This is a genomic window from Streptomyces sp. NPDC021749, from assembly GCF_040640655.1.
GTDB lineage: Bacteria > Actinomycetota > Actinomycetes > Streptomycetales > Streptomycetaceae > Streptomyces.
Window position 1 is genome coordinate 13,379 of record NZ_JBFACE010000053.1, and the last position, 20,570, is coordinate 33,948.

At 74.9% G+C, this 20,570-nt stretch carries 20 protein-coding genes; 13 read left to right on the forward strand and 7 right to left on the reverse strand.

What is annotated here, in order from left to right; all coding sequences use genetic code 11:
• Positions 1–73: 73 nt before the first annotated feature.
• Positions 74–739, reverse strand: coding sequence for an ABC transporter (locus AB0G35_RS33395; RefSeq protein ID WP_360957346.1), 666 nt, complete (start codon positions 737–739; stop codon positions 74–76).
• Positions 736–1,677 (reverse strand): ABC transporter ATP-binding protein, encoded by a 942-nt coding sequence (locus tag AB0G35_RS33400; RefSeq protein WP_360957416.1) that lies wholly within the window; start codon positions 1,675–1,677, stop codon positions 736–738. Before AB0G35_RS33400 ends, AB0G35_RS33395 begins: the two co-directional genes overlap by 4 nt.
• A 338-nt stretch (positions 1,678–2,015) precedes the next feature.
• On the opposite strand from AB0G35_RS33400, the gene AB0G35_RS33405 reads away from it, so the two are divergent.
• From AB0G35_RS33405 to AB0G35_RS33435, 7 genes are all read left to right on the forward strand, one after another.
• Positions 2,016–2,768, forward strand: coding sequence for a peptidyl-tRNA hydrolase (locus AB0G35_RS33405; protein ID WP_360957349.1), 753 nt, complete (start codon positions 2,016–2,018; stop codon positions 2,766–2,768).
• A gap of 10 nt (positions 2,769–2,778) precedes the next feature.
• Positions 2,779–3,492 carry a LysE family translocator gene (locus AB0G35_RS33410; protein ID WP_360957352.1) on the forward strand — a complete coding sequence of 238 codons (714 nt, stop codon included), beginning with the start codon at positions 2,779–2,781 and terminating at the stop codon, positions 3,490–3,492.
• 145 nt (positions 3,493–3,637) lie between these two features.
• Positions 3,638–4,501 carry a DUF692 domain-containing protein gene (locus tag AB0G35_RS33415; protein WP_360957355.1) on the forward strand — a complete coding sequence of 288 codons (864 nt, stop codon included), beginning with the start codon at positions 3,638–3,640 and terminating at the stop codon, positions 4,499–4,501.
• Positions 4,485–5,006, forward strand: coding sequence for a hypothetical protein (locus AB0G35_RS33420; RefSeq protein WP_360957357.1), 522 nt, complete (start codon positions 4,485–4,487; stop codon positions 5,004–5,006). The genes AB0G35_RS33415 and AB0G35_RS33420 overlap by 17 nt, the downstream gene beginning before the upstream one ends.
• Positions 5,006–6,055, forward strand: a complete 1,050-nt coding sequence (locus tag AB0G35_RS33425; protein ID WP_360957360.1) for a TIGR04222 domain-containing membrane protein — start codon at positions 5,006–5,008, stop codon at positions 6,053–6,055. Before AB0G35_RS33420 ends, AB0G35_RS33425 begins: the two co-directional genes overlap by 1 nt.
• A 186-nt stretch (positions 6,056–6,241) precedes the next feature.
• Positions 6,242–7,060 carry a TIGR04222 domain-containing membrane protein gene (locus tag AB0G35_RS33430; RefSeq protein WP_360957363.1) on the forward strand — a complete coding sequence of 273 codons (819 nt, stop codon included), beginning with the start codon at positions 6,242–6,244 and terminating at the stop codon, positions 7,058–7,060.
• Between the two features lie 84 nt (positions 7,061–7,144).
• Positions 7,145–8,830, forward strand: a complete 1,686-nt coding sequence (locus tag AB0G35_RS33435; RefSeq protein WP_360957366.1) for an alpha/beta hydrolase — start codon at positions 7,145–7,147, stop codon at positions 8,828–8,830.
• Positions 8,831–8,892: 62 nt separating this feature from the next.
• On the opposite strand, the gene hemQ is transcribed toward AB0G35_RS33435, so the two are convergent.
• Positions 8,893–9,645, reverse strand: coding sequence for a hydrogen peroxide-dependent heme synthase (gene hemQ / locus AB0G35_RS33440; protein WP_360957368.1), 753 nt, complete (start codon positions 9,643–9,645; stop codon positions 8,893–8,895).
• A complete protein-coding gene (hemG, locus tag AB0G35_RS33445; protein ID WP_360957371.1) occupies positions 9,642–11,135 on the reverse strand; it encodes a protoporphyrinogen oxidase in 1,494 nt (497 codons plus the stop codon). Before hemG ends, hemQ begins: the two co-directional genes overlap by 4 nt.
• A gap of 140 nt (positions 11,136–11,275) precedes the next feature.
• On the opposite strand from hemG, the gene AB0G35_RS33450 reads away from it, so the two are divergent.
• On the forward strand, positions 11,276–12,325 hold the full coding sequence (locus tag AB0G35_RS33450; RefSeq protein ID WP_360957374.1) for a DUF4349 domain-containing protein: 1,050 nt from the start codon (positions 11,276–11,278) through the stop codon (positions 12,323–12,325).
• 96 nt (positions 12,326–12,421) lie between these two features.
• On the forward strand, positions 12,422–13,618 hold the full coding sequence (locus AB0G35_RS33455; protein ID WP_360957376.1) for a thiolase family protein: 1,197 nt from the start codon (positions 12,422–12,424) through the stop codon (positions 13,616–13,618).
• 121 nt (positions 13,619–13,739) lie between these two features.
• Here AB0G35_RS33455 and AB0G35_RS33460 read toward each other — a convergent pair whose 3' ends face one another.
• Positions 13,740–13,898, reverse strand: a complete 159-nt coding sequence (locus AB0G35_RS33460; RefSeq protein WP_360957378.1) for a hypothetical protein — start codon at positions 13,896–13,898, stop codon at positions 13,740–13,742.
• A 159-nt stretch (positions 13,899–14,057) separates the two neighbouring features.
• Here AB0G35_RS33460 and AB0G35_RS33465 point away from each other — a divergent pair, with 159 nt between their 5' ends.
• Positions 14,058–15,443 carry an FAD-dependent oxidoreductase gene (locus tag AB0G35_RS33465; RefSeq protein ID WP_360957380.1) on the forward strand — a complete coding sequence of 462 codons (1,386 nt, stop codon included), beginning with the start codon at positions 14,058–14,060 and terminating at the stop codon, positions 15,441–15,443.
• Positions 15,444–15,489: 46 nt separating this feature from the next.
• Here the strand turns inward: AB0G35_RS33465 and hemE are convergent, their stop codons facing one another.
• Positions 15,490–16,557, reverse strand: coding sequence for a uroporphyrinogen decarboxylase (gene hemE, locus AB0G35_RS33470; RefSeq protein WP_360957383.1), 1,068 nt, complete (start codon positions 16,555–16,557; stop codon positions 15,490–15,492).
• A 102-nt stretch (positions 16,558–16,659) separates the two neighbouring features.
• On the opposite strand from hemE, the gene AB0G35_RS33475 reads away from it, so the two are divergent.
• From AB0G35_RS33475 to AB0G35_RS33485, 3 genes are all read left to right on the forward strand, one after another.
• Complete coding sequence (locus AB0G35_RS33475; RefSeq protein WP_360957386.1) at positions 16,660–17,316, forward strand: DUF3000 domain-containing protein; 657 nt, start codon at positions 16,660–16,662, stop codon at positions 17,314–17,316.
• Positions 17,317–17,616: 300 nt separating this feature from the next.
• The gene (locus tag AB0G35_RS33480) at positions 17,617–18,279 is read left to right on the forward strand and encodes a response regulator transcription factor (protein WP_084774702.1); all 663 of its coding nucleotides are present in this window, start codon (positions 17,617–17,619) and stop codon (positions 18,277–18,279) included.
• Positions 18,280–18,357: 78 nt separating this feature from the next.
• On the forward strand, positions 18,358–19,638 hold the full coding sequence (locus AB0G35_RS33485) for a ribonuclease D (protein WP_360957389.1): 1,281 nt from the start codon (positions 18,358–18,360) through the stop codon (positions 19,636–19,638).
• 42 nt (positions 19,639–19,680) lie between these two features.
• On the opposite strand, the gene AB0G35_RS33490 is transcribed toward AB0G35_RS33485, so the two are convergent.
• The gene (locus tag AB0G35_RS33490) at positions 19,681–20,340 is read right to left on the reverse strand and encodes a PepSY domain-containing protein (protein ID WP_360957392.1); all 660 of its coding nucleotides are present in this window, start codon (positions 20,338–20,340) and stop codon (positions 19,681–19,683) included.
• Positions 20,341–20,570 lie beyond the last annotated feature (230 nt).

A 20,570-nucleotide genomic window follows, 5' to 3' on the forward strand; every position in this document is an offset into this window, starting at 1 on the left:
CCGCCGTGGTGGTCGCTCACCATTGCGCCGTGCGGCGCCGCGTACGTACCCGGGGCCGCGCGGCTCCCGGCCTTCAGCTACGGCGGGAGGCCAGGGCGCAGGCGGTGGCGGTGGCGGCGGCCGCGAGCAGGGCGGCCGTGGCGACCGGGATCCAGGGGACGGTGATCGTGCCGTGCAGGGAGCCGGTGACCAGGCCCGTCATCGCGGCGTTGGCGGGCGAGCCGCCCAGGACGAGCAGCAGCAACGAGCCGAGCAGGCCGGCCGGAATGCCCCAGCCGGGGGTACGCAGCACCGGCCAGGCGCACAGCGCGCCGATCGCCACGCCCGTCAGCAGACAGCTCAGTACGGCGAAGAGGCCGGCAACGGTCGCGGGCAGGACGGGTACCGCCACCCCGTGGGCCGAGTGCGGGTCGGACACCAGCACCACCAGGGCCGTACCGAGCAGCCCGAGCAGCAGCCCGGCACCCGCCGCGGTCAGTACGCACGCGAGGTGCGCCCGGCCGGGCCCGGCGGCGGCCGCCGCACAACTACGGGCAGCGGGCGGCTCGTTGGTCACGCAGATCCGGGTCAGCCAGACCGCGACCGGCAGCACACCGACCGCGGCGTAGCCGAACGCGTCGAGGATCGGGCCGCCGCTCTGGATGCCGACGGCCAGGAACGCCGCGTAGAGGATGACCGGCGGCAGCCAGCGGTGCGAGCCGACGAGCAGCGCCACCTGATAGCGGAGGAGAGCAGTCACGGGTAGGGGGCCTCGTCGGGGTCGGGGGCGGTCGGGTGTGCGGGACCCGGCGGTACGGCCGGTCCCGGGGCGGTGGTGACGGCGCGGATGTGCCACGGCGGGCGGGCGGTGAGCAGGGCGCGCAGCAGGGCGTCGGAGTGGGCGGCGGGGACCGTGAGCCGGAACGTGCCGTCCGGTCCTGGCGTGATCTCCGGGGCGCCGGGCAGCCGCGGACCGTCGGCGGCCGTCCCCGGCCCGGTCGGCGGGGCGGCGCCCGGTGGGCCCTCGGCCTCGACGATCACCCGGGGGCCGGTCGCGGCGCCCGGATCCGTGGGCCTGCCGGTCCGCTCCTCCTGGGCCAGCAGCCGCCCGTCCGCGACCCGGTAGCGGGCGTCCGCCGCGCCGGCCAGCCGCTGCGGGTCGTGGTCGACGAACACCACCGTGCCGCCGTCCGCGACCCGTTCGGCGACCGCGCGGTCGAGCACCTCGCGGGCGCCGCGGTCCAGGCCGGTCCACGCCTCGTCCAGGACCAGGAGTTCGGGCTCGGCGAGCAGGGCCTGGGCGACCGCGACCTTCTGACTGGTCCCCTTGGACAGCTCGGCCAGCCGGGTACGGGCGTGCCCGGCCGCGCCGAAGCGTTCCAGCCACTCGGCGGCGCGCCGGGCCGCTTGCGCGCCGGTGAGACCGTGGACGCGGCCGAGGTGGGTGAGGTAGCCGGCGGCGGTGAAGGGCATGGCGGCGGGGAAGCGCTCGGGGACGTAGGCGCGGCGCGGCCGGCCGGTGATGCGTCCGGTGCTGGGCCGGTCGATCCCCGCGAGCAGCCGCAGCAGGGTGGACTTCCCGGTGCCGTTGGTCCCCTCGATCCGCAACAACGCGCCTTCGGGGACCGTGAGGTCGACCTCGCGCAGCACCCAGGGACCCTGCACCCCGTAACGCCGCCCCACCCCGTCCAGCCGCATCCGCTCCGGCACCCGCTGCCTCCCCGTGTCCCCGGCACTGCCTGGTCCGGCGCTCCGGTCCGCCGTGCCGGCACGCCCGTGGCCGTACGCCACCGGTCCGCCGCCGTACGGCCTTGCGCCGCCCGCCGTCCCCGACGGTAGCGGGCCCGTCCGCCCGATGCCCGCTCAGGGACGCGACGGGCGCAGCGCGGGCGGGGCACCTTGGCGGGCGGATCCCGGGGGGCGGTGGTGGGGGCGGGCCCGCGCGGGGGCATGCGCGGGCGGGCATGTGCGGGCGGGTGGGGGCCCGCGCCGACGGCCGCACGGGCATTGTCAGTGGCGGCTGGCAGACTGATCGGGTGACCAGGACCGAGACCGCCGGACAGCCCGGCAACGATTCCACCAGCCCTTTCCGGCCCGACGAGAGCGACCGGGACGCGGCGCCGCAGTTCGTGCTGCCGCTCGTCGTGCGGCTGGAGCGGGCCGAGCCCCCGGCGCGTACGGACGCGCTGGAGACGGCGGCCCGGGCGGTGCTGGTGCTGCTGTCGGACGAGCGGTCGGCCGGGGACGGCGAGTGGGCGGCGGCGGTGCGGGACTGGCAGGACGCCCGGGTCCGGAAGGTGGTGCGGCGGGCGCGCGGCGCGGAGTGGCGGCGGGCCGGGGCACTGCCCGGGATCACGGTCACCGGACGCCGCGCCGAGGTGCGGGTCTATCCCCCGGTCCCGCTGGACGGCTGGCCCAAGGAGCTGGTGAAGCTGCAGGTTTCCGGCACGGAGCTGGACGACCCCGAGCCGCCCGGCCCGCCCGCCGACGGCGTGCCCGTGCTGTGGCTGAACCCGACGCTGGAGATGTCGGCGGGCAAGGGGATGGCACAGGCCGGCCACGGCGCCCAGTTGGCGTGGTGGGAGCTGTCCGAGGAGGCGCGGGCGGCCTGGCGCGCGGCCGGGTTCCCGCTGGCCGTCCGGTCCGCGGATCCCGCGCGCTGGGAGGCGCTGACCCGCAGCGGGCTGCCCGTGGTGCGCGATGCCGGGTTCACGGAGATCGCACCGGGCTCCTGCACGGTCGTCGCGGACCACCCCGCGCTGCGCGGCGCACCGGTGCAGGGGCGGTGAGGCGGCCGTGATGACGTCCCTGGTCGGTTTCACCCTGGTGGCCGCGCTGCTGACCATTTCGCCCGGCCCCGATTTCGCGGTGGTCCTGCGGACCGCGCTCGGCTCGGGGCGGCGCGCCGCACTGTTCAGCGCGCTGGGCATAGCCGCCGGATGCTTCGTGTGGGGGCTGGCCGGTGCGGTCGGGCTGACGGCGATGCTCGCCGCGTCGAAGACGGCGTACGACGTCCTGCGGGTGGCCGGCGCGCTGTATCTGATGTGGCTTGGTATACAGGCGCTGCGCAGCGCCCGGCGCATACGGACCGCCGGGGAGCCGGAGGCGGGGCTGCCGCGGGCCGGGGCGCCGGAGGCCGGGGGGCCGGACGCCGGGGTGTCCGCCGCGGCGCGGGAGCGCGGCGGTGACGGCGGGGGGCCGCGCGCGGCGAGCCCGCTGCGGGCGTTGCGGACGGGGCTGTTGACCAATGTCCTCAACCCCAAGGTCGGGGTGGTCTACATGTCGCTGTTGCCGCAGTTCATCCCGCACGGCGCGCCGGTACTGGCGACGACGCTGCTGCTGGTGGCCATCCATGCCGTGCTGGGCGTGCTGTGGCTCGGCGGGATCGCCTTCGCGGTGCACCGCGCGCGGGCCGTCTTCCAACGCCCGCGCATACGGCGGCGGCTGGATCAGGCCACCGGTGGGGTGTTGCTGGCGCTCGGTGCCGCGGTGGGGTTCGAGACCGCGCGCTGACCGGCGGGGGCGGCCGACGGGTTCCCGCGGGGAGGCGGGAGCCCCGGCGGGAAGCTCAAATGAAGCTCTGAACTCGGCAGGTGCAGGATTCGGCCCGTCATGACGTGGCCATGAGTACCCCGACCACGGAGCAAGAGGGGGAACCATGGAGCGTCCGGGAACGGACATCGCGCGCCTGGGGACAGGCATCGGCTGGCGGCCGGAAATCGCCGCGGAGATCGCCGGGCTGCCCGGTGTGGACTGGGTCGAGGTGGTGGCGGAGAACCTCTGCCCCGGCCATCTGCCGGACGCCCTGCGGGAGTTGCGCGAGCGCGGAACGACCGTCGTCCCGCACGGCGTCTCGCTCGGCCTCGGCGGCGCCGACCGCCCCGACGCCGGCCGCCTGGCCGCCCTCGCCGAGCGCGTCGAGGTGCTGGGCGCCCCGCTGGTCACCGAGCACATCGCGTTCGTCCGGGCCGGCGGGCCGCTGACCGCCTCGCCGCTGATGGAGGCCGGGCACCTGCTGCCGGTCCCGCGCACCCGCGACGCGCTGGACGTGCTCTGCGAGAACGTCCGCATCGCCCAGGACGCGCTCCCGGTGCCGCTGGCGCTGGAGAACATCGCGGCCCTGATCAACTGGCCGGACGAGGAGCTGACCGAGGGGCAGTTCCTGGCCGAGCTGGTCGAGCGGACGGGGGTGCGGCTGCTCATCGACGTCGCCAACCTCCACACCAACCACGTCAACCGCGGTGAGGACCCGGCCGTGGCGCTGGACGAACTGCCGGTCGAGGCGATCGCCTACGTCCATGTGGCGGGCGGGATCGAGCGGGACGGGGTCTGGCACGACAGCCACGCCCACCCGGTGACCCAGCCGGTGCTGGACGTGCTCGCCGAGCTGTGTGCCCGGACCGCCCCGCCCGGTGTCCTGCTGGAGCGCGACGACGACTTCCCCGAGGCCGGCGAGCTGGCCGGGGAACTCGACGCGATCCGCACCGTCCTGAAGGAGGCCCGTCATGTCCAGGCGGCTTGAGCCCGTACCGGAGCCGGGCACCGGCACCCCCGCCACCGCTGCCCGCGCCACCGCGGCCACCACCGCCCCCGGCAACGGCACCGACGCGGCGCGGCAGCGGCTGGCCCTGGCGCAGACCGCGCTGCTCTCCGCCCTGGTCGCCGGCACCCCGGCGCCGGAGGGCTTCGACCGCACCCGGCTGGGCGTGCAGAGCCGGGCGCTGACCGCCAAGCGGTCCGCGGTGGTCGCCAAGGTCGCGCCCGAGCTGCCCGAGATCCTCGGCGCCGACTACCGTCCGGCGTTCGCCGGCTATGCCCACAACCGGCCGATGCATGGCGGCTACCGCCAGGACGCCCTGGACTTCGCGGCGCATCTGCTGGCCCAGGGCCGCCCCGCGGACGCCGCCGCCCGGCAGCGGCTGACCCGCTGGTGGCGGGATCGCGCGGGCCCCACCCCGCCGTCCGCCGGGCCCGCGGCCCGCCTCGCCCGCGCCGTCCGCCAGGCTCTGAAGGGAAGGTGGCGGTGATGTCCTTCACGCAGTGGGTGTATGTGGGCCTCGGTGCCTCCTCGCTGGTACTGCTGCTCGGCACGATCCTGGTGCGGCGCGGCACCCCGTCCGTACGGCGGAGCGAGGCGCAGGCCCGCGACGTGTGGGAGACGGCGTTCCTCGCCGGCGGTCCCGGGCGGGTGGTGGACGCCGCGCTCGCCGGGATGTGCGAGGACGGCCGGCTGGCGGTGGGCGGCCCCGGTGTGGTGACGGTCCGTCAGGCCACCGCACAGCACGCCGTGGAGACCGCCGTCCTCGACGCGGTCGCCCGGACGCCCGGCGGGGCGCTGGCCGCGGTGCGTGCCGAGGCGATGCGCAGCCCGGCGGTCCAGGGCGTCGGCGACCGGCTGGCGGCCCGCGGGCTGATGCGTCATCCGCGGCGGGGGCGCGGTTGGCGGCAGCTGGCGAGCACCCAAATGGCGTCCGTCTTCGTGCTGTTCGCCGTCGGGGCGCTGCTCTCGGTCGCGGACGTCGCCAACGACGCCGGCCTCGGCGACGACGTCAGCGACGGCCTCGCCGAGGGATTCGACCCGCCGGTGGTGATCACGGTCATGCCCGCGCTGATCGCGGGTCTGATCGTGGCCGCACTGTGCCGGACGGTCTTCCGGAACCGCGTCACCAAGGCGGGCGCCCGCGCGCTGCGCACCGCGCAGGCCGGCCACTCCCCGGGCGGTGTGGGCGGCGCATGGCAGCCCGCCGGGCTGGCGGTGGCGCTCGGCGGTACGGCGCTGATAGCGGACGAGCTGCTGCGGCAGCAGTTCGAGGAGGCCCAGCGGACCGCCGCACTGGCCGGCGCCGGCGGCTCGTCGTCGTCCGGCAGCGCGTCGTCCGGCTATGCCTCCGGGGGCGACCCGGGGGGCGACAGCTCCTGGTGCGGCTCGTCCGACGGCGGCTCGGGTTCGGGCTGCGGCAGCGGCTCGTCCTGCGGCTCCGGGTCGTCGTGCGGCGGCGGCTCCTCGTGCGGGGGTGGGTCCTCGTGCGGTGGCGGCTCGTCCTGCGGCGGGGGCGGCGGCTGCGGCGGCGGCTGAGCGACGGCCGCCGCAGGGGTGCCGCCCTGATCCGGACCGACCGGGGAGGCGCCCCTGGGGCGGAGGCGGCCGGTCCGGGAAATTCGGCCGCACCTGGCCTGATCAGGGCAGGCAGGAACGTGATGTGATCCACATGAGGGGAAAATTGTTGGCCATTGTCATGGACCTTCCCGTAGAAAATGGGCTATGTGGCTGCTCTTCCTCCTCGTCGCCGCGGTGGCGGCGGTGTTCTCCTGCGCGCGGGTGTGCCGGGCCGCGGTCGCCGCGGCCCGGACCGGACGTCCGGCCCGGCCGCCGGCCGCCGCGCCCGTCCCGGATCCGACCGGTGACGACGGGCCCACACCCGGACTGACCCTGTACGAGATGGCCTACCTCTCCGGCGGGCCGCAGCGGCTCGCCGATGTGGTCCTGGTGCTGATGGCCCAGAAGCGGCGGCTGCTGCTCGCCCACACCGGCTGGGCCACCGTCGTCGAGCCGGTCGCACAGGACCCGGTCGAGCGGGCGACGCTCAGCGCGATAGGCCCGGACGGACAGCGCGCGATACCCGCGGTGCGGGAGGCCCTGGTGGCCGACGAGGCGGTGCGGGCGGTGGCCGACAAGCTGGTGGCCGACGGGCTGGCGCTGCCGGCCGCGGCCCGCCCGGGCATCCGCAGCGGCGTGCGCCAGGTGTGGGCCGCCGCCCTCCTGGTCGTACTGGCCGCCGCCGCGGCGTACTGGATGGCACCGCCCGGCACGGACACCGCGCTGCTCCTGGGGTGGTTCTCGCTGCCGCTGGTGCTCTGTCTGGGGACCCTGGCCGTGGCCCGCTTCGAACTCCACCCGTACCGCGACTGGGCCACCGACGCGGGTGAACGGCGCCTTCCCGGGACGGCCGAGCGGCCTGACTCACGGCCCTCCTCCGGCACCCTGGTACCCCTCACCTCCCTCATCTCCCTCGCCCTGCACGGCCCCACCGCCCTCACCGATCCCGCCCTTCGCGCCGCGCTCCACTCTTCCGGGGCATAGCGTCCGACACCGGTGCCCGGTGCTTTACATCGCCAATCACCGCCCCAACTATCCCTTTTGTATGCACACACGAAGGGACGGCCAGTGAGAGCACTTGCGTTGTACGGCACCATCGGGTCGCTGATCGTGACCGCCCTCGCCACCGCCCCGGCGGGCGGCACCACGCAGCCGGCCGGGGCGCCGCCCACGCCCGGCGCGCACCGCATCGACTTCGGCCGGTGCGCGCCGGTGGAGCATCTGCCGTCGTCCGTCGAGTGCGGCAAACTCACCGTCCCCCTCGACTACGCGCGCCCCGACGGCAAGAAGATCCAGCTCACGGTCAGCCGGGCGCGGGCCACCGCGCACCGCGAACGACAGGGCTCACTGGTGTTCAACCCGGGCGGCCCCGGCGCCTCCAGCCTGGAGTTCCCGCTCTACGGCGCGCTGCCCAAGTGGAGCCGGCTGGCCCGGGCCTATGACTTCGTCGGTTACGCCCCGCGCGGGGTGGGCCGTTCGGCGCCGCTGTCGTGCCAGAATCCCGAGAAGTTCGCCAAGGCGCCCACCGACAGCCGGATGTACCCCGATGCGGCGTTCAAGCGCAAGAAGAGGGCCCAGGCCAGGGCGTACGCCCGCGGCTGCGCCCGGCGGGCCGGCGCCGACCTGCCGTTCTACAACTCGGTCAACAACGCCCGCGACCTGGACATGCTGCGGGCCGCCCTCGGCGAGAAGAAGCTGACCTTCTTCGGCGCCTCGTACGGGACGTACTTCGGCGCGGTCTACGCGACGCTCTACCCCGGCCATGTGCGGCGGATGGTCTTCGACAGCGTGGTCAACCCCTCGCCCCGGCAGATCTGGTACCGCAACAACCTCGACCAGGACATCGCCTTCGAGCGGCGCTGGGGCGACTGGCTGCGCTGGGTCGCCAAGCACGACGACCACTACCACCTCGGCAAGACCAAGAAGGCCGTGCAGCAGGCGTACGACACCGCCCTCGGGAAGCTGCGCCGGCACCCGGTCAACGGCAAGATCGGCGCCGGTGAGCTGCAGTCCGCCTTCCTCAAGACGGGCTACAACGACGGCTTCTGGCCGCTGCGCGCCGAGGCGCTCGCGAGCTATCTGCACGGCGATCCGAAACCGCTGATCGCCCAGGCCCTGCCCCGGGAGACCGGCGCCAAGGACGCGGAGAACGCCAACGCGGTCTACACGGCCGTGGAGTGCAACGACGCGCCCTGGCCGCGGTCCTGGCGGACCTGGGACCGGGACAACACCGACGTCGCCGAGATCGCGCCGTTCGAGACCTGGGACAACGCCTGGATGAACCTGCCGTGCGCCTTCTGGCCGGAGCGGACGCAGTCCGCGGCGGCCGGGATCGACACGGCGGCCCGCCGCACGGAGCACGGGTCGGGCCAGGAGCTGGCGGACGCCGCCGATCATGCCGCCAGCACCGCGCTGGACGGTGCACTGCACGGCCGGCGCCTGCCGCTCGACGTCCACACCGAGCCCGGTGCGCTGCCGCCGGTGCTGCTGCTGGCGGCCGAGCGGGACGCGGCGACGCCGTACCGGGGCGCGCTGGAGCTCCAGCACCGGCTGCCCGGCTCGTCGCTGGTCACCGAGAACGGTGCGGGCACCCACGGCATCGCCTTCGGCGAGAACGACTGCGTGAACCGCTACGCCGAGTCGTATCTGCTGCACGGGAAGATCCCGGCCCACAAGGTCTACTGCGCGCCGCGCGCCGAGCCGGTGCCGGGCCAGCAGACGTCCCGGGCCCAGCACGCGCGCCCGGGGAAGTAACGCGACGACCGACGAGCGGGCCGCCCCGGGGCAGGGGCGGCCCGCTCGTCCGTGCCGGGCGGTCAGGCCAGCCCGGCGACCAGCTCGGCGACCGCCTTGCGACGGCCGGTGTAGAACGGGATCTCCTCGCGGACGTGCATCCGCGCCTCGGAGCCGCGCAGGTGACGCATCAGGTCGACGATGCGGTAGAGCTCGTCCGCCTCGAAGGCGAGCACCCACTCGTAGTCACCGAGCGAGAACGACGGCACGGTGTTGGCGCGGACGTCCGGGAAGCCGCGGGCCATCTTGCCGTGGTCGGCGAGCATCCGGCGGCGGTCCTCGTCGGGGAGGAGGTACCACTCGTAGGAGCGCACGAAGGGGTAGACGCTCACATAGGCGCGGGGCCGCTCGTCGGCCAGGAAGGCCGGGATGTGCGACTTGTTGAACTCGGCGGGGCGGTGCAGCGCCATGTTGGACCACACCGGGTCGAGCGCGCGGCCGAGCCGGGTGCGGCGGAAGAGGTTGTAGGCGTCCTGGAGGGCGTCGGAGCTCTCGGAGTGCCACCAGATCATGACGTCGGCGTCGGCGCGCAGGCCGGAGACGTCGTAGGTGCCGCGGACCACCACGTCCTTGGCGGCGAGCTGCGCGAACAGCTCCTCGACCTCGTCGGCGTAGCCGGTGCGGTCCTCGGGGAGGACGTCGCGCAGCTTGAACACCGACCAGAGGGTGTAGCGGATGACCTCGTTGAGGTCCTTGGCCTTCTTGCCGGCGTTCGGTGCCTTGTCGGGCGCCGCAGGGGTCTGCGGTGCGGAAGCGGGGGTGGAAGCGTCTGTCATGTCGTCCATTCTCGCTCGCCGGGGAGGCCGGCCGGCCGCAGGGTGCCGAGGATGTCCTCGGCGGCCGTGCGGGCCGAGGCGATGCAGGCCGGGATGCCGACGCCGTCGTAGAGCGCACCGCACACCCGCAGGCCCGGCAGCTGTCCGACGGCCTCCCGGATGCGGGCCACCCGCTCCAGATGGCCGACCGGGTACTGGGGCAGGCCGCCCTCCCAACGGGTGATCCGGGCGGCGACCGGCGCGGCGGCCAGCCCGATCGCCTCGCGCAGGTCGGCGCGGGCCAGGGCGGTCAGCTCGGCGTCCTCGCGCGCCAGGTCCGCCTCGTCGCCGTAGCGTCCGAGGGAGGTGCGCAGCACGAACAGATCCGGGTCGGCGCGGTCGATCCAGCCCCACTTGTTGCCTGCGAAGGTGGCCGCCTTGATCTTGCGGCCGTCCACGGGCGGGACGAGGAAGCCGCTGCCGGTGGGCTGCCGCTCCAGCTCCGAGCGGCGGAAGGCCAGGGTGACCAGGGCCATCGAGGCGTATTCGACGGTGGCCAGTTCGCGGGCGGCCGGCGCGCACTCCTGGGCGAGCAGCCGGGCGGTGTCCGGCGCGGGGGTGGCGAGGACGACCGCGTCCGCGGTGAGCGCCGCGCCGTCGAGCTCGATCCGCCAGCCGTCGGCGGACCGCCGGACCGCGCCGACCGGGGTGCCCGTACGGATCTCGCCGCCCTTGGCCCGGACGGCCTCGGCGACCGCGCCGGGCAGCGTCCCGATCCCGCCCTCGATCCCCATGAACACCGGGGCCCCCGGGCCGCCTCCGCCGGCCGCCGGGCCGATCTGGTGCATCGTGGCGGCGGTCCGGGCCTGGATGCCGCGGACCCCCTCCAACAGCGAACGGCTGGTCCGCGCGGCCTCGAACAGCTGCGGTACGGCGGCCCGCATGGAGATCTTGTACGCATCGCCGGCGTACACCCCGCCGAGCAGCGGCTCCACCAGGCGGTCGACCACCTCGCGGCCCAGACGCCGGGCGACGTACTCACCGACCGCGACGTCCGCGCCGATCTCCGTCCGGGGCAGCTCGGCGTCCTCCTCGATGCGGGCGAGGCCCTCCGGGGAGACGACACCGGAGGCGGCGAGCGGGGCGAGGTCCCCGGGGACGCCCATGACATGGCCCTTGGGCATGGGGCGCAGCGCACCGCGGGTCCAGAGGGAGGCGGTCGCGGTCGTGGGCGGCTGCAGCCGGTCGCCGATCCCGACGGCGCGCGCCAGCTCCACCGCCTCCGGCCGCCTGGCCAGCATCGATTCGGCCCCGAGGTCGACCGGGACGCCGGCGATCTCGCCGGCCCGCAGCTTGCCGCCGAGCCGGTCCGAGGCCTCCAGGACGGTCACCCGGGCGCCGCCTTCGAGCAGCCGGTGGGCGGCCGCCAGTCCGGAGATGCCGCCGCCGATGACGACGACATGCCCGGCGCCGCCGGGGCCGGTGGCCGTACTCGTGTGCGCTGCGCTCATGGCTCCACTCTCTCAAAGGGCACTGACAGCGCCGTGACCGGATCGCGACCCGGGAAAGCGCAACCCCTCTCCGGGCGTGCCCGTCGAAGAAGCGCCGGTCGAAAGAGCGCCACCGGCACGTCACTTCGTGGGGAGCGCACATGCGGGGACCAGCAGGAGCGGGGCGAGCGGCGACGGCGGGACTGCTGCTCACCGTCGCCCTCACGGCTGCCGGGTGCAGCGCCTCGGCCGGCCCGCGCACGGCCGAGGGGGTGTTGCCCGGCAAGGCCGCGCCGGACCGGGCGGCGGCCGACGGCCGGACCGGTGCCCGGGGCGCCGCGGAGGGCGCCCCGGCCCGCCCGGGCGGCACGCTCGCCAAGGTGCCGGGGGCGGCATCGCCGCAGGTCGTCCGGACCGCGACGCTCACCGTGCGGACCGAGGACGTCTCCGGGGCGGCGGCCAGGGCGCGGGCGGTCGTCGACGGCGCGGGCGGCTACCCGGCCGCCGAGACCACCGACCGGGACCCGGAGGGGCATGAGCGGTCGCGGCTGGTGCTGCGGGTACCGCCGGCGGAGTACGACGCCGTCCTGGGGCGGCTGGCCCGTCTGGGCACCGTGGTGTCCCGTCGGCTCGCGGCGAAGGACGTCACCGACCAGGTGGTGGACGTCGACAGCCGGGTCCGGACGCAACGGGCGAGCGTGGCGCGGGTCCGGGCACTGATGGAGAAGGCGGCGTCGATCGCCGACATCGTCTCGCTGGAGTCCGAACTCAGCAGCCGGCAGGCGGATCTGGAGTCCCTGGAGGCGCGGCTGAAGTCGCTCAGGGACCGGACCGCGATGGCCACCGTCACGCTGCTGCTCCGGCAGCCGGACGCCGCCCCCGACGGAGCGTCCGACGACGACAGCGACAGGTCCTTCGGCGACGCGCTGGCCGGCGGCTGGCACGCCTTCCTGGCGGCCGTGAAGTGGCTGCTGGTGGCACTCGGCGCGGTGCTGCCGTTCGCGGGGGCGGTGGGGCTGCTGTACGGCCTGTGGCGGCTGGTCCGCGGCCGGCTGCCGTCGGCGCTCCGGCGCCGGCGCCGGGCCGCGGACACCCGGGAGGCGCCGGCACCGTCCGACGGGCCGCGTGCCGCGGACGACGGGCCGGCGGACGCCCCGCCGGCCCCCGCCCGGACCGGGCCGGCCGGGGAGGGTGACCGAGGACCCCGTTGACAGCGGGCGGCGGCGGGCAAAGACTCGGGTGGGCGGCGGCGATCTTCGTACCGTCCGCCGACCGTTCGAGAGCCGGGACAGCGAGGACAGCGCCTGATGACCGAGCCACGCCTGCGGGATGTCTACATCGTCGACGCCGTACGGACCCCCGTCGGCAAATACGGCGGCGCGCTGGCCGGCATCCGGCCCGACGACCTCGCCGCCCATGTGGTGCGGTCCTTGGTCGACCGCACCCCGGACCTGGACCCGGCGCGGATCGACGACGTCTGCTTCGGCGACGCGAACGGCGCCGGCGAGGACAACCGCAACGTCGCGCGGATGGCCGTGCTGCTCGCCGGGCTGCCGGCGACCGTGCCCGGCGTGACCGTCAACCGCCTGTGCGGCTCCGGTCTGGAAGCGGTCATCCAGGGGGCCCGGGCGATCGCGCACGGCGACGCGCAGATCGTGGTGGCCGGCGGGGTGGAGTCGATGAGCCGCGCGCCGTACGTCCTGCGCAAGCCCGAGCGGGCCTTCCCCGCCGGCCACCAGGAGATGTTCTCCTCGACGCTGGGCTGGCGGATGGTCAATCCGCGGATGCGCCCGGAGTGGACGGTGGCGCTGGGCGAGGGCGCCGAACTGATCGCCGACGCGCACGGCATCACCCGGGAACAGCAGGACGTGTTCGCGCTGGCCAGCCACCAGAAGGCGGTGCGGGCCTGGCGGGAGGGCGCTTACGACGCCGAGGTGGTCCCGCTCCCGGGCGTCGATCTGGGCCGTGACGAAACGATTCGCGAAGGCTCCTCCCTGGAGGCGCTGTCCAAGCTGAAGCCGGTGTTCCGGACGGCCGGGGGCACGGTCACCGCCGGCAACTCCTCACCGCTCAACGACGGTGCGGCCGCGCTCCTGTTGGTCGACGACGAGGGCTTGCGCGCCACCGGGCGGGAGCCGCTGGCCCGCATTCGGGCCGGCGCGGTGACCGGTATCGAGCCCCAGCTGTTCGGGCTGGGTCCGGTGGAGGCGGTCCGGCGCGCACTGGACCGGTCCGGGCGCGGCTTCGCCGACCTCACCACGGTCGAGCTGAACGAGGCGTTCGCAGCCCAGGCGCTGGGCTGCCTGGGCCAGTGGCCGGACCTCGACCCGTCCGTGGTGAACCCGCGCGGCGGCGCGATCGCCATCGGCCACCCCCTCGGTGCCTCCGGCGCCCGTCTGGCCGGCGCGGTCGCCCACCAGCTCGCCACCGCGGGCTCGGGCACCGGCCTGGCCGCCCTGTGCATCGGCGTGGGCCAGGGGTTGGCCCTCGTACTGGAGCGGTGACGCCACCGTCCCTGCGCGCGGGCGGCCCGGACGGTTCCGTAGCCCGCCCGGCGCCGGTGGCAGGCGTACGCCAGCACCCCCACCAGCGGGCCCCAGGCCGGCAGCGGGAGGTAACAGACCGTCAGCACCGGCTCCTCGGTGGCGGTATGGCCGGGCGGGAGCCCGTCATCCATACGGACGCGACGAAGTAGCCGACGACTCCGGCGGCACCGAGGGCGCCGAGGACGGCCGGGACCAGCGCGGCCGACGCCGGCACGGTGCGGCCGCCCAGCGGACGCATCACCGCTCCCCCGCGCGGCGGAACCGCGCCGCCCCGCGGAGGATCCGGCGGGCCCGTACGGGCCGGCGGTAGACGCGGGGGACGACCGGGTACCCAGCAGGAGCGACCGGCACATCAGGGCACATCAGGTACCTCAGACATCCGACGAAGGGACATGGCATGGCGACGGCCGAGCGACTGGTGATCGTCGGGGGCGATGCGGCGGGGATGGCGGCCGCGTCGCAGGCGCGCCGGCTGAAGAAGCCCGAGGAGCTGGCGATCACCGCGTTCGAGCGCAGCCACTTCACGTCCTATTCCGCCTGCGGCATCCCCTACTGGGTGGGCGGCCAGGTCGACGGACCGGACGCGCTGATCGCCCGTACGGCGAAGGAGCACCGGGCCCGGGAGATCGATCTGCGGATGCGCACCGAGGTCACCGAACTCGACCTGGACCGGGGGCGGGTGCGCAGCCGGGAGCTGGACAACGGCGGGCGGGAGACCTGGACCGGCTTCGACAAGCTGGTGCTGGCGACCGGCGCGACGCCCAAGCGGCCCCCGCTGCCGGGCATCGACGCCCCCGGCGTGCACGGCGTGCAGACCCTGGACGACGGCCAGGCGCTGCTGGACACGCTGGAGAAGTCCGCGGGCCGGCGGGCCGTGGTCGTCGGGGCGGGCTACATCGGCGTGGAGATGGCCGAGGCACTGATCCACCGTGGTTACGAGGTCACCGTCCTGGAGCAGGCCGGCCAGCCGATGTCGACCCTCGACCCGGACATGGGGGCGCTGGTGCACGAGGCGATGTGCGGGATGGGCATCGAGACGGTGCTCGGCGCCGCCGTCACCGGCGTACTGACGGATGAGGACGGCCGGGCCCGCGCGGTCACCACCGAGGACGCCGAGTACCCGGCGGACGTGGTGGTCCTGGGCCTGGGCGTACGACCGCAGACCGCGCTGGCCGAGGCTGCCGGGCTGCCGCTGGGCGAGTCCGGCGGGCTGCTCACCGATCTGGCGATGCGGGTGCGCGGCCACGACGCCGTGTGGGCCGGCGGCGACTGCGTCGAGGTGCTGGACCTCGTCTCGGGCCGCACCCGCCACATCGCGCTGGGCACCCACGCCAACAAGCACGGCCAGGTCATCGGCGCCAATGTGGCCGGCGGTTATGCGACCTTCCCTGGGGTGGTCGGCACGGCGGTCAGCAAGGTCTGCGATCTGGAGATCGCCCGGACCGGGCTGCTGGAGAGCCAGGCGCACGCCGCCGGACTGCGGTTCGTCGCGGTCACCGTCGAGGCCACCAGCCGCGCCGGCTACTACCCCGGCACCCGGCCGATGCACGTCAAGATGCTCGCCGAGCGCCGGACCGGCCGGCTGCTCGGCGTGCAGATCGTCGGCCGGGAGGGCGCCGGCAAGCGCGTGGACGTCGCCGCGGTCGCCCTCACCGCCGGGATGACGGTGGAGCGGATGACCGCCCTCGACCTGGGCTACGCCCCGCCGTTCTCCCCGGTCTGGGACCCGATCCTGGTGGCCGCCCGCAAGGCCGCGGGTGCGGTACGGGCGGCGGGCACCTGACCGCGCCGCGGCGTACCGCTCCCGTACCGGTCAGCGGGCCGTAGGGTCAGCGGGCCGTACGGGTGTGGACGTACTCGACGAGGCGGGTGAGCGCGTCCGGGTCGGTGGTCGGCAGGACGCCGTGACCGAGGTTGAAGACGTGGCCTTCGAGGCCGGACGCGGCGTCGAGGACCTCGTCGGCCTTGGCCTCGACGGCCTCGCGGGGGGCGAAGAGGACGGCCGGGTCGAGGTTGCCCTGGAGCGCCTTGCCGGGGCCGACCCGGCGGGCCGCCTCGTCGAGCGGCACCCGCCAGTCGACGCCGACCACGTCCGCGCCCGCCTCGCCCAGCAGGCCGAGGAGTTCGCCGGTGCCGACACCGAAGTGGATCCGCGGGACACCGTAATCGGCGACGGCCCGGAAGACCTTGGTGGAGGCGGGCATCACGGAGCGGCGGTAGTCGGCCGGGGCGAGCGCGCCGACCCAGGAGTCGAAGAGCTGCACCGCACCGGCGCCGGCCTCGATCTGGACCTTGAGGAAGGCGGCGGTGATGTCGGCGAGGCGGTCCAGGAGGTCCGCCCACAGCTGCGGGTCGCCGTACATGAGGGCCTTGGTGCGCTCGTGGTTGCGGGACGGGCCGCCCTCGACGAGGTAGCTGGCGAGCGTGAACGGCGCACCGGCGAAGCCGATGAGCGGGGTGGTGCCCAGCTCGCGGACGAGCATGCCGATGGCCTCGGTGACGTAGGAGACGTCGCCGGGCTCCAGGTCGCGCAGCTGCGCCAGGTCGGCGCGGGTGCGGATGGGCCTCTCGACGACCGGGCCGACGCCGGGCTTGATGTCGAGGTCGATGCCGATGGCCTTGAGGGGGACGACGATGTCGCTGAAGTAGATGGCGGCGTCGACGCCGTGGCGGCGCACGGGCTGCAGCGTGATCTCGGTGACGAGGTCGGGCCGCATGCACGAGTCGAGCATCGCGATGCCCTCGCGGACCTTGCGGTACTCAGGCAGCGAGCGCCCGGCCTGACGCATGAACCACACCGGCGTGTGCGGTACCGGCTCACGCCGGCAGGCCCGGAGGAAGGCCGAGTCGTGGGTACCGGTCTGCTGCTGGCCCGCAGGGCTCTGGTTGGCGCTCACGCCCCAAATCTTCGCATGCGCTCCGGGGCGCCTCCGAACGGGCGACGTGTGTACCGGGTGTCCTCCCCGTATGCGGGCCCGGTTCCGCCTAATCTTCCGGGCATGGCTGCGGCTCACGAACACCTCGCGGACGGCGCGGACGAGGCCCCGATCCCCTTCCGGCAGGCGGTCGAGGCGCTCCGCGCGGCACGACTGCGGCCGGAGGTCGAGATCGACCCGGCACCCGCGCCGAGGCGGCTCGCCCCGTACGCGTACGCGCTGGAGGCGGCGGTCGTCGAGCGGGCGGCGGCGCCGGGCGAAGAGGACCGGGACCTGGCGGACGGCCGGCTGGTGCTGCTGCACAATCCGGCCGGCGAGGACGCCTGGCACGGCACGTTCCGCCTGGTGACGCTGGTACGGGCGGAGCTGGAGCCGGAGATGGGCGCCGATCCGCTGCTGCCGGAGGTCTCCTGGTCCTGGCTGACGGGTGCGCTGGAGGCCCGGGGGGTGCGGTACGGCGCCCCGAGCGGCACGGTGACCCGGGCCGGGTCGTACTACTTCGGCGGGCTCGCGTCGCGGGAGCCGGCGACCCAGATCGAGATCCGGGCGTCCTGGACGCCGGCCGAGGGGCCGGGCGGAGCGCTGGACCTGGGCGTGCACCTGGCGGCGTGGTGCGATCTGCTGGCCCAGGTCGCGGGGCTGCCGCCGGCCGCGCCGGAGGCGGGTCCGCGCGGCGGGGTCGTTCCGCTGCCGCAGCGCCGCGGTGCCCATCCCCGCTGACCGCTGCGGCGCCCCTCCCGCTGACGGCTGCGGTGCTCCTCCCCACTGAGCGCCGTGGCGGCCGGACGCGCTCCGGCCGCAATGATCACGTTCGCGCCGGCTCTGATCAACTCGGTATGCAGTGGGTGCCCACCTGATCGATCACGCATCCGATTTGCCCGAATTGCCCCTAACTAAATCGTGATCAAAGTCTAAAGTCCGGCCGGATTGCTGCCGAAGAGGTCAGTGACCCTTCAAACACGGATCATTCCGGCTCCCCCAAGTCGGCTTCCGTCCCCCGCCACTCCCCCAGGAGGCCCGGTGTCTGTTCTCCTTGAGCAACCTTCGAGCCTGGTCGCCTACCGCCCGAACAAGCCGACGGCCATGGTCGTCGTGGCCGACCCCCGTGTCCGCTCCACCGTCACCCGCCACCTGTGGGCCCTCGGAGTACGTGACGTGATCGAGGCGTCGTCCATCGCGGAGGCGCGCCCCCGTGTCGGCAACCCGCGTGACATCTGCGTTGCCGACGTCCACCTTCCCGACGGCTCCGGCCTCACCCTGCTGTCCGAGACCCGGGCGGCCGGCTGGCCCAACGGCCTCGCCCTCTCCGCCGCCGACGACATCGGCGCCGTCCGCAACGCCCTGGCCGGTGGCGTCAAGGGCTATGTCGTCACCGGCACCCGCACCAACCTGGGCATCCCGGGCCGGCCGGGCGCCTCGCCCATCGGGGCCAACGCGGCCCGTATGCAGCGCCGTCCGCCGGGCGCCCCCGGGCACCCCGGCGGCTACCGGGAGCTGTCGGGCCGTGAGGTCGAGGTGTTGCGGCTGGTGGCGGAGGGCCAGTCCAACAAGGCCATCGGCGTGTCGATGGGGCTGTCCGCCCTGACCGTCAAGAGCCACCTCGCCCGGATCGCCCGCAAACTCGGCACCGGCGACCGGGCCGGAATGGTCGCGGTCGCGCTGCGCACCGGCATCATCCACTGACCCGTTCACACGCCCCGCTCGCCCGTCGAGGGAACGTTCCCTCGACGGGCGACGTGCATACACAGATACCCTTGACTGGTGACCGACGCCCAAAAGACCGCAGCAGACACGACACTGCGAGCCCCCGGAGACTCCCCTCCGGATCCCCGACCGGCGCCGGTCCCTCTCCTGGAGCCCCGCGAGGGCATCCCCCCGGTGGTCGCGACGGACGAGGCGCTCGCCGAGGTGGTGGCGGCCTTCGCGGCCGGTACCGGCCCGGTGGCCGTCGACGCCGAGCGCGCCTCGGGCTACCGCTACGGCCAGCGCGCCTACCTCGTGCAGCTGCGCCGCGAGGGCGCCGGCAGCGCGTTGATCGACCCGGTCGGCTGTCCCGACCTGTCGGCCCTGGGCGAGGCGATCGGCGACGCCGAGTGGGTGCTGCACGCCGCCACTCAGGACCTGCCGTGCCTGCGCGACATAGGGATGGTCCCCACCCGGCTGTTCGACACCGAGCTGGCCGGGCGGCTGGCGGGCTTCGCCCGGGTCGGTCTGGGCGCGATGGTCGAGAAGGTCCTCGGCTTCGCGCTGGAGAAGGGCCACTCCGCGGTCGACTGGTCCACCCGTCCGCTGCCCGAGCCCTGGCTGCGCTACGCCGCGCTCGACGTCGAGCTGCTGGTGGACCTGCGCGACGCACTGGAGGAGGAGCTGACCCGGCAGGGGAAGCTGGAGTGGGCCCGCCAGGAGTTCGCGGCGATCGCCGCCGCGCCCCCGGCACCGCCCCGCAAGGACCCCTGGCGCCGTACGTCCGGCATGCACAAGGTCCGCCGGCGCCGCCAGATGGCGGTGGTACGGGAGTTGTGGACGGCCCGTGACCAGGTCGCCCAGCGGCGCGACGTCTCCCCGGGCAAGGTGCTGGGCGACGCGGCGATCGTGGAGGCGGCGCTGAACCTCCCGCCCAACAGCCACGCACTGGCCGCGCTGCCCGGCTTCGGCCACCGCATGGGCCGGCGCCAGCTGGAGCAGTGGCAGGCCGCCGTCGACCGTGCCCGCGCACTGCCCGAGAGCGAGCTGCCGCAGCCCGGCCAGCCGCTCAACGGCCCCCCGCCGCCCCGCTCCTGGGCCGACAAGGACCCGGCCGCCGCGGCCCGGCTGGCGGCCGCCCGCGCCGCGGTCACCGCGCTGGCCGAGGAGCTCAACCTGCCGCAGGAGAACCTGATCACGCCGGACACGGTGCGCCGGCTGTGCTGGGAGCCGCCCGCCGTACCCAGCCGCGAGTCGGTCGCCGAGATCCTCACCGGCCACGGCGCCCGCCCCTGGCAGATCGAACAGGTCGCCCCGATCCTCACCGAGGCCCTGCTGACGGGCGCCGAGGACGGCTGAGCCGCCCGCCCACCACCACGCCGACCAGGGACGATCCGCGGATCAGTCCTGGTCGACGTGCATCCGGAGCACCTTGCGGTTGGTCGCGTCGATGTCGTAGGTGGTCTTGTTCCAGTCGTCGGTGGTGACCACGTCGACGGACCAGGCCGCCTGCTTGCCGCCGTTGTCGGCCTCGCCGAGCTCCACGGCGCTGACCGTGCCCTTCGTCTTCGCGGTGGCCGTCTCGACGGCCTGCTGCGCGGTGACGGTGGCCTCGGCGAGCCGGGCGGCCAGTTGCTTCTTGTCGTCGGCGTCGTCCGACTCGGTGCGGGGCGGATCGGCCTTGCCGGAGACCGCGTTGACGCGGACGGCGTGCGCGGTCCCGTCGGACGTCGCGACCGCCGTCTGCCAGTAGGGGTCCTTCGGCGTGCCCTTGAGTTCGGCCGCGACCGGCTCCGAGGACGGCACCGCGGCGACGGCCGCGCGGAGCGCCCGTTCGTAGTCCACCTTGGCGGCGGGGATCAGCGCCTTGCGTTCGGTCTGGTCCGCGGTGAGCGTGGTGCCGGGTGAGCCGGGGGCGGAGGCGGGTACCGGCCGGGAGGGCGCCCCGCTGTCCCGGCCGGGCGTCCCGGTCCCGTTGGTGCTCCCGTTGCCGCAGCCCGCCAGCAGGGCGCCGCCCAGGGTGACGGCGGCACAGAGCGCCGCACTCCTCTTTGTATCCATACGGTCACTTTAAGTGGGATGTGGTGCGGTTTGCGCCAGGCCCGACGACATCCGGACGTTTTCGATCACCGGTTCCCGCCGCGCCGTTCCCCGCGGACGGCGCACCGCAGCGGCCGCCCCGCACCTCCATCCGGTGTGACCTTCACCGCTCCCGGCGGTGGGGGTGGGCAGGTTGGTTACCCGTAAGTAGCATGTCGGTGGGAAGCGTCCCTGGGGGCGCCCCGCAGCAG

Bases quoted from the DNA above. Each gene is read 5' to 3' on its own strand.
- AB0G35_RS33400 (WP_360957416.1), bottom strand. From the start codon at position 1,677: ATGCGGCTGGACGGGGTGGGGCGGCGTTACGGGGTGCAGGGTCCCTGG.
- AB0G35_RS33410 (WP_360957352.1), top strand. From the start codon at position 2,779: ATGACGTCCCTGGTCGGTTTCACCCTGGTGGCCGCGCTGCTGACCATT.
- AB0G35_RS33415 (WP_360957355.1), top strand. From the start codon at position 3,638: ATGGAGCGTCCGGGAACGGACATCGCGCGCCTGGGGACAGGCATCGGC.
- AB0G35_RS33420 (WP_360957357.1), top strand. From the start codon at position 4,485: ATGTCCAGGCGGCTTGAGCCCGTACCGGAGCCGGGCACCGGCACCCCC.
- AB0G35_RS33425 (WP_360957360.1), top strand. From the start codon at position 5,006: ATGTCCTTCACGCAGTGGGTGTATGTGGGCCTCGGTGCCTCCTCGCTG.
- AB0G35_RS33430 (WP_360957363.1), top strand. From the start codon at position 6,242: ATGTGGCTGCTCTTCCTCCTCGTCGCCGCGGTGGCGGCGGTGTTCTCC.
- hemQ (WP_360957368.1), bottom strand. From the start codon at position 9,645: ATGACAGACGCTTCCACCCCCGCTTCCGCACCGCAGACCCCTGCGGCG.
- hemG (WP_360957371.1), bottom strand. From the start codon at position 11,135: ATGAGCGCAGCGCACACGAGTACGGCCACCGGCCCCGGCGGCGCCGGG.
- AB0G35_RS33450 (WP_360957374.1), top strand. From the start codon at position 11,276: ATGCGGGGACCAGCAGGAGCGGGGCGAGCGGCGACGGCGGGACTGCTG.
- AB0G35_RS33455 (WP_360957376.1), top strand. From the start codon at position 12,422: ATGACCGAGCCACGCCTGCGGGATGTCTACATCGTCGACGCCGTACGG.
- AB0G35_RS33460 (WP_360957378.1), bottom strand. From the start codon at position 13,898: ATGCGTCCGCTGGGCGGCCGCACCGTGCCGGCGTCGGCCGCGCTGGTC.
- AB0G35_RS33465 (WP_360957380.1), top strand. From the start codon at position 14,058: ATGGCGACGGCCGAGCGACTGGTGATCGTCGGGGGCGATGCGGCGGGG.
- AB0G35_RS33475 (WP_360957386.1), top strand. From the start codon at position 16,660: ATGGCTGCGGCTCACGAACACCTCGCGGACGGCGCGGACGAGGCCCCG.
- AB0G35_RS33490 (WP_360957392.1), bottom strand. From the start codon at position 20,340: ATGGATACAAAGAGGAGTGCGGCGCTCTGTGCCGCCGTCACCCTGGGC.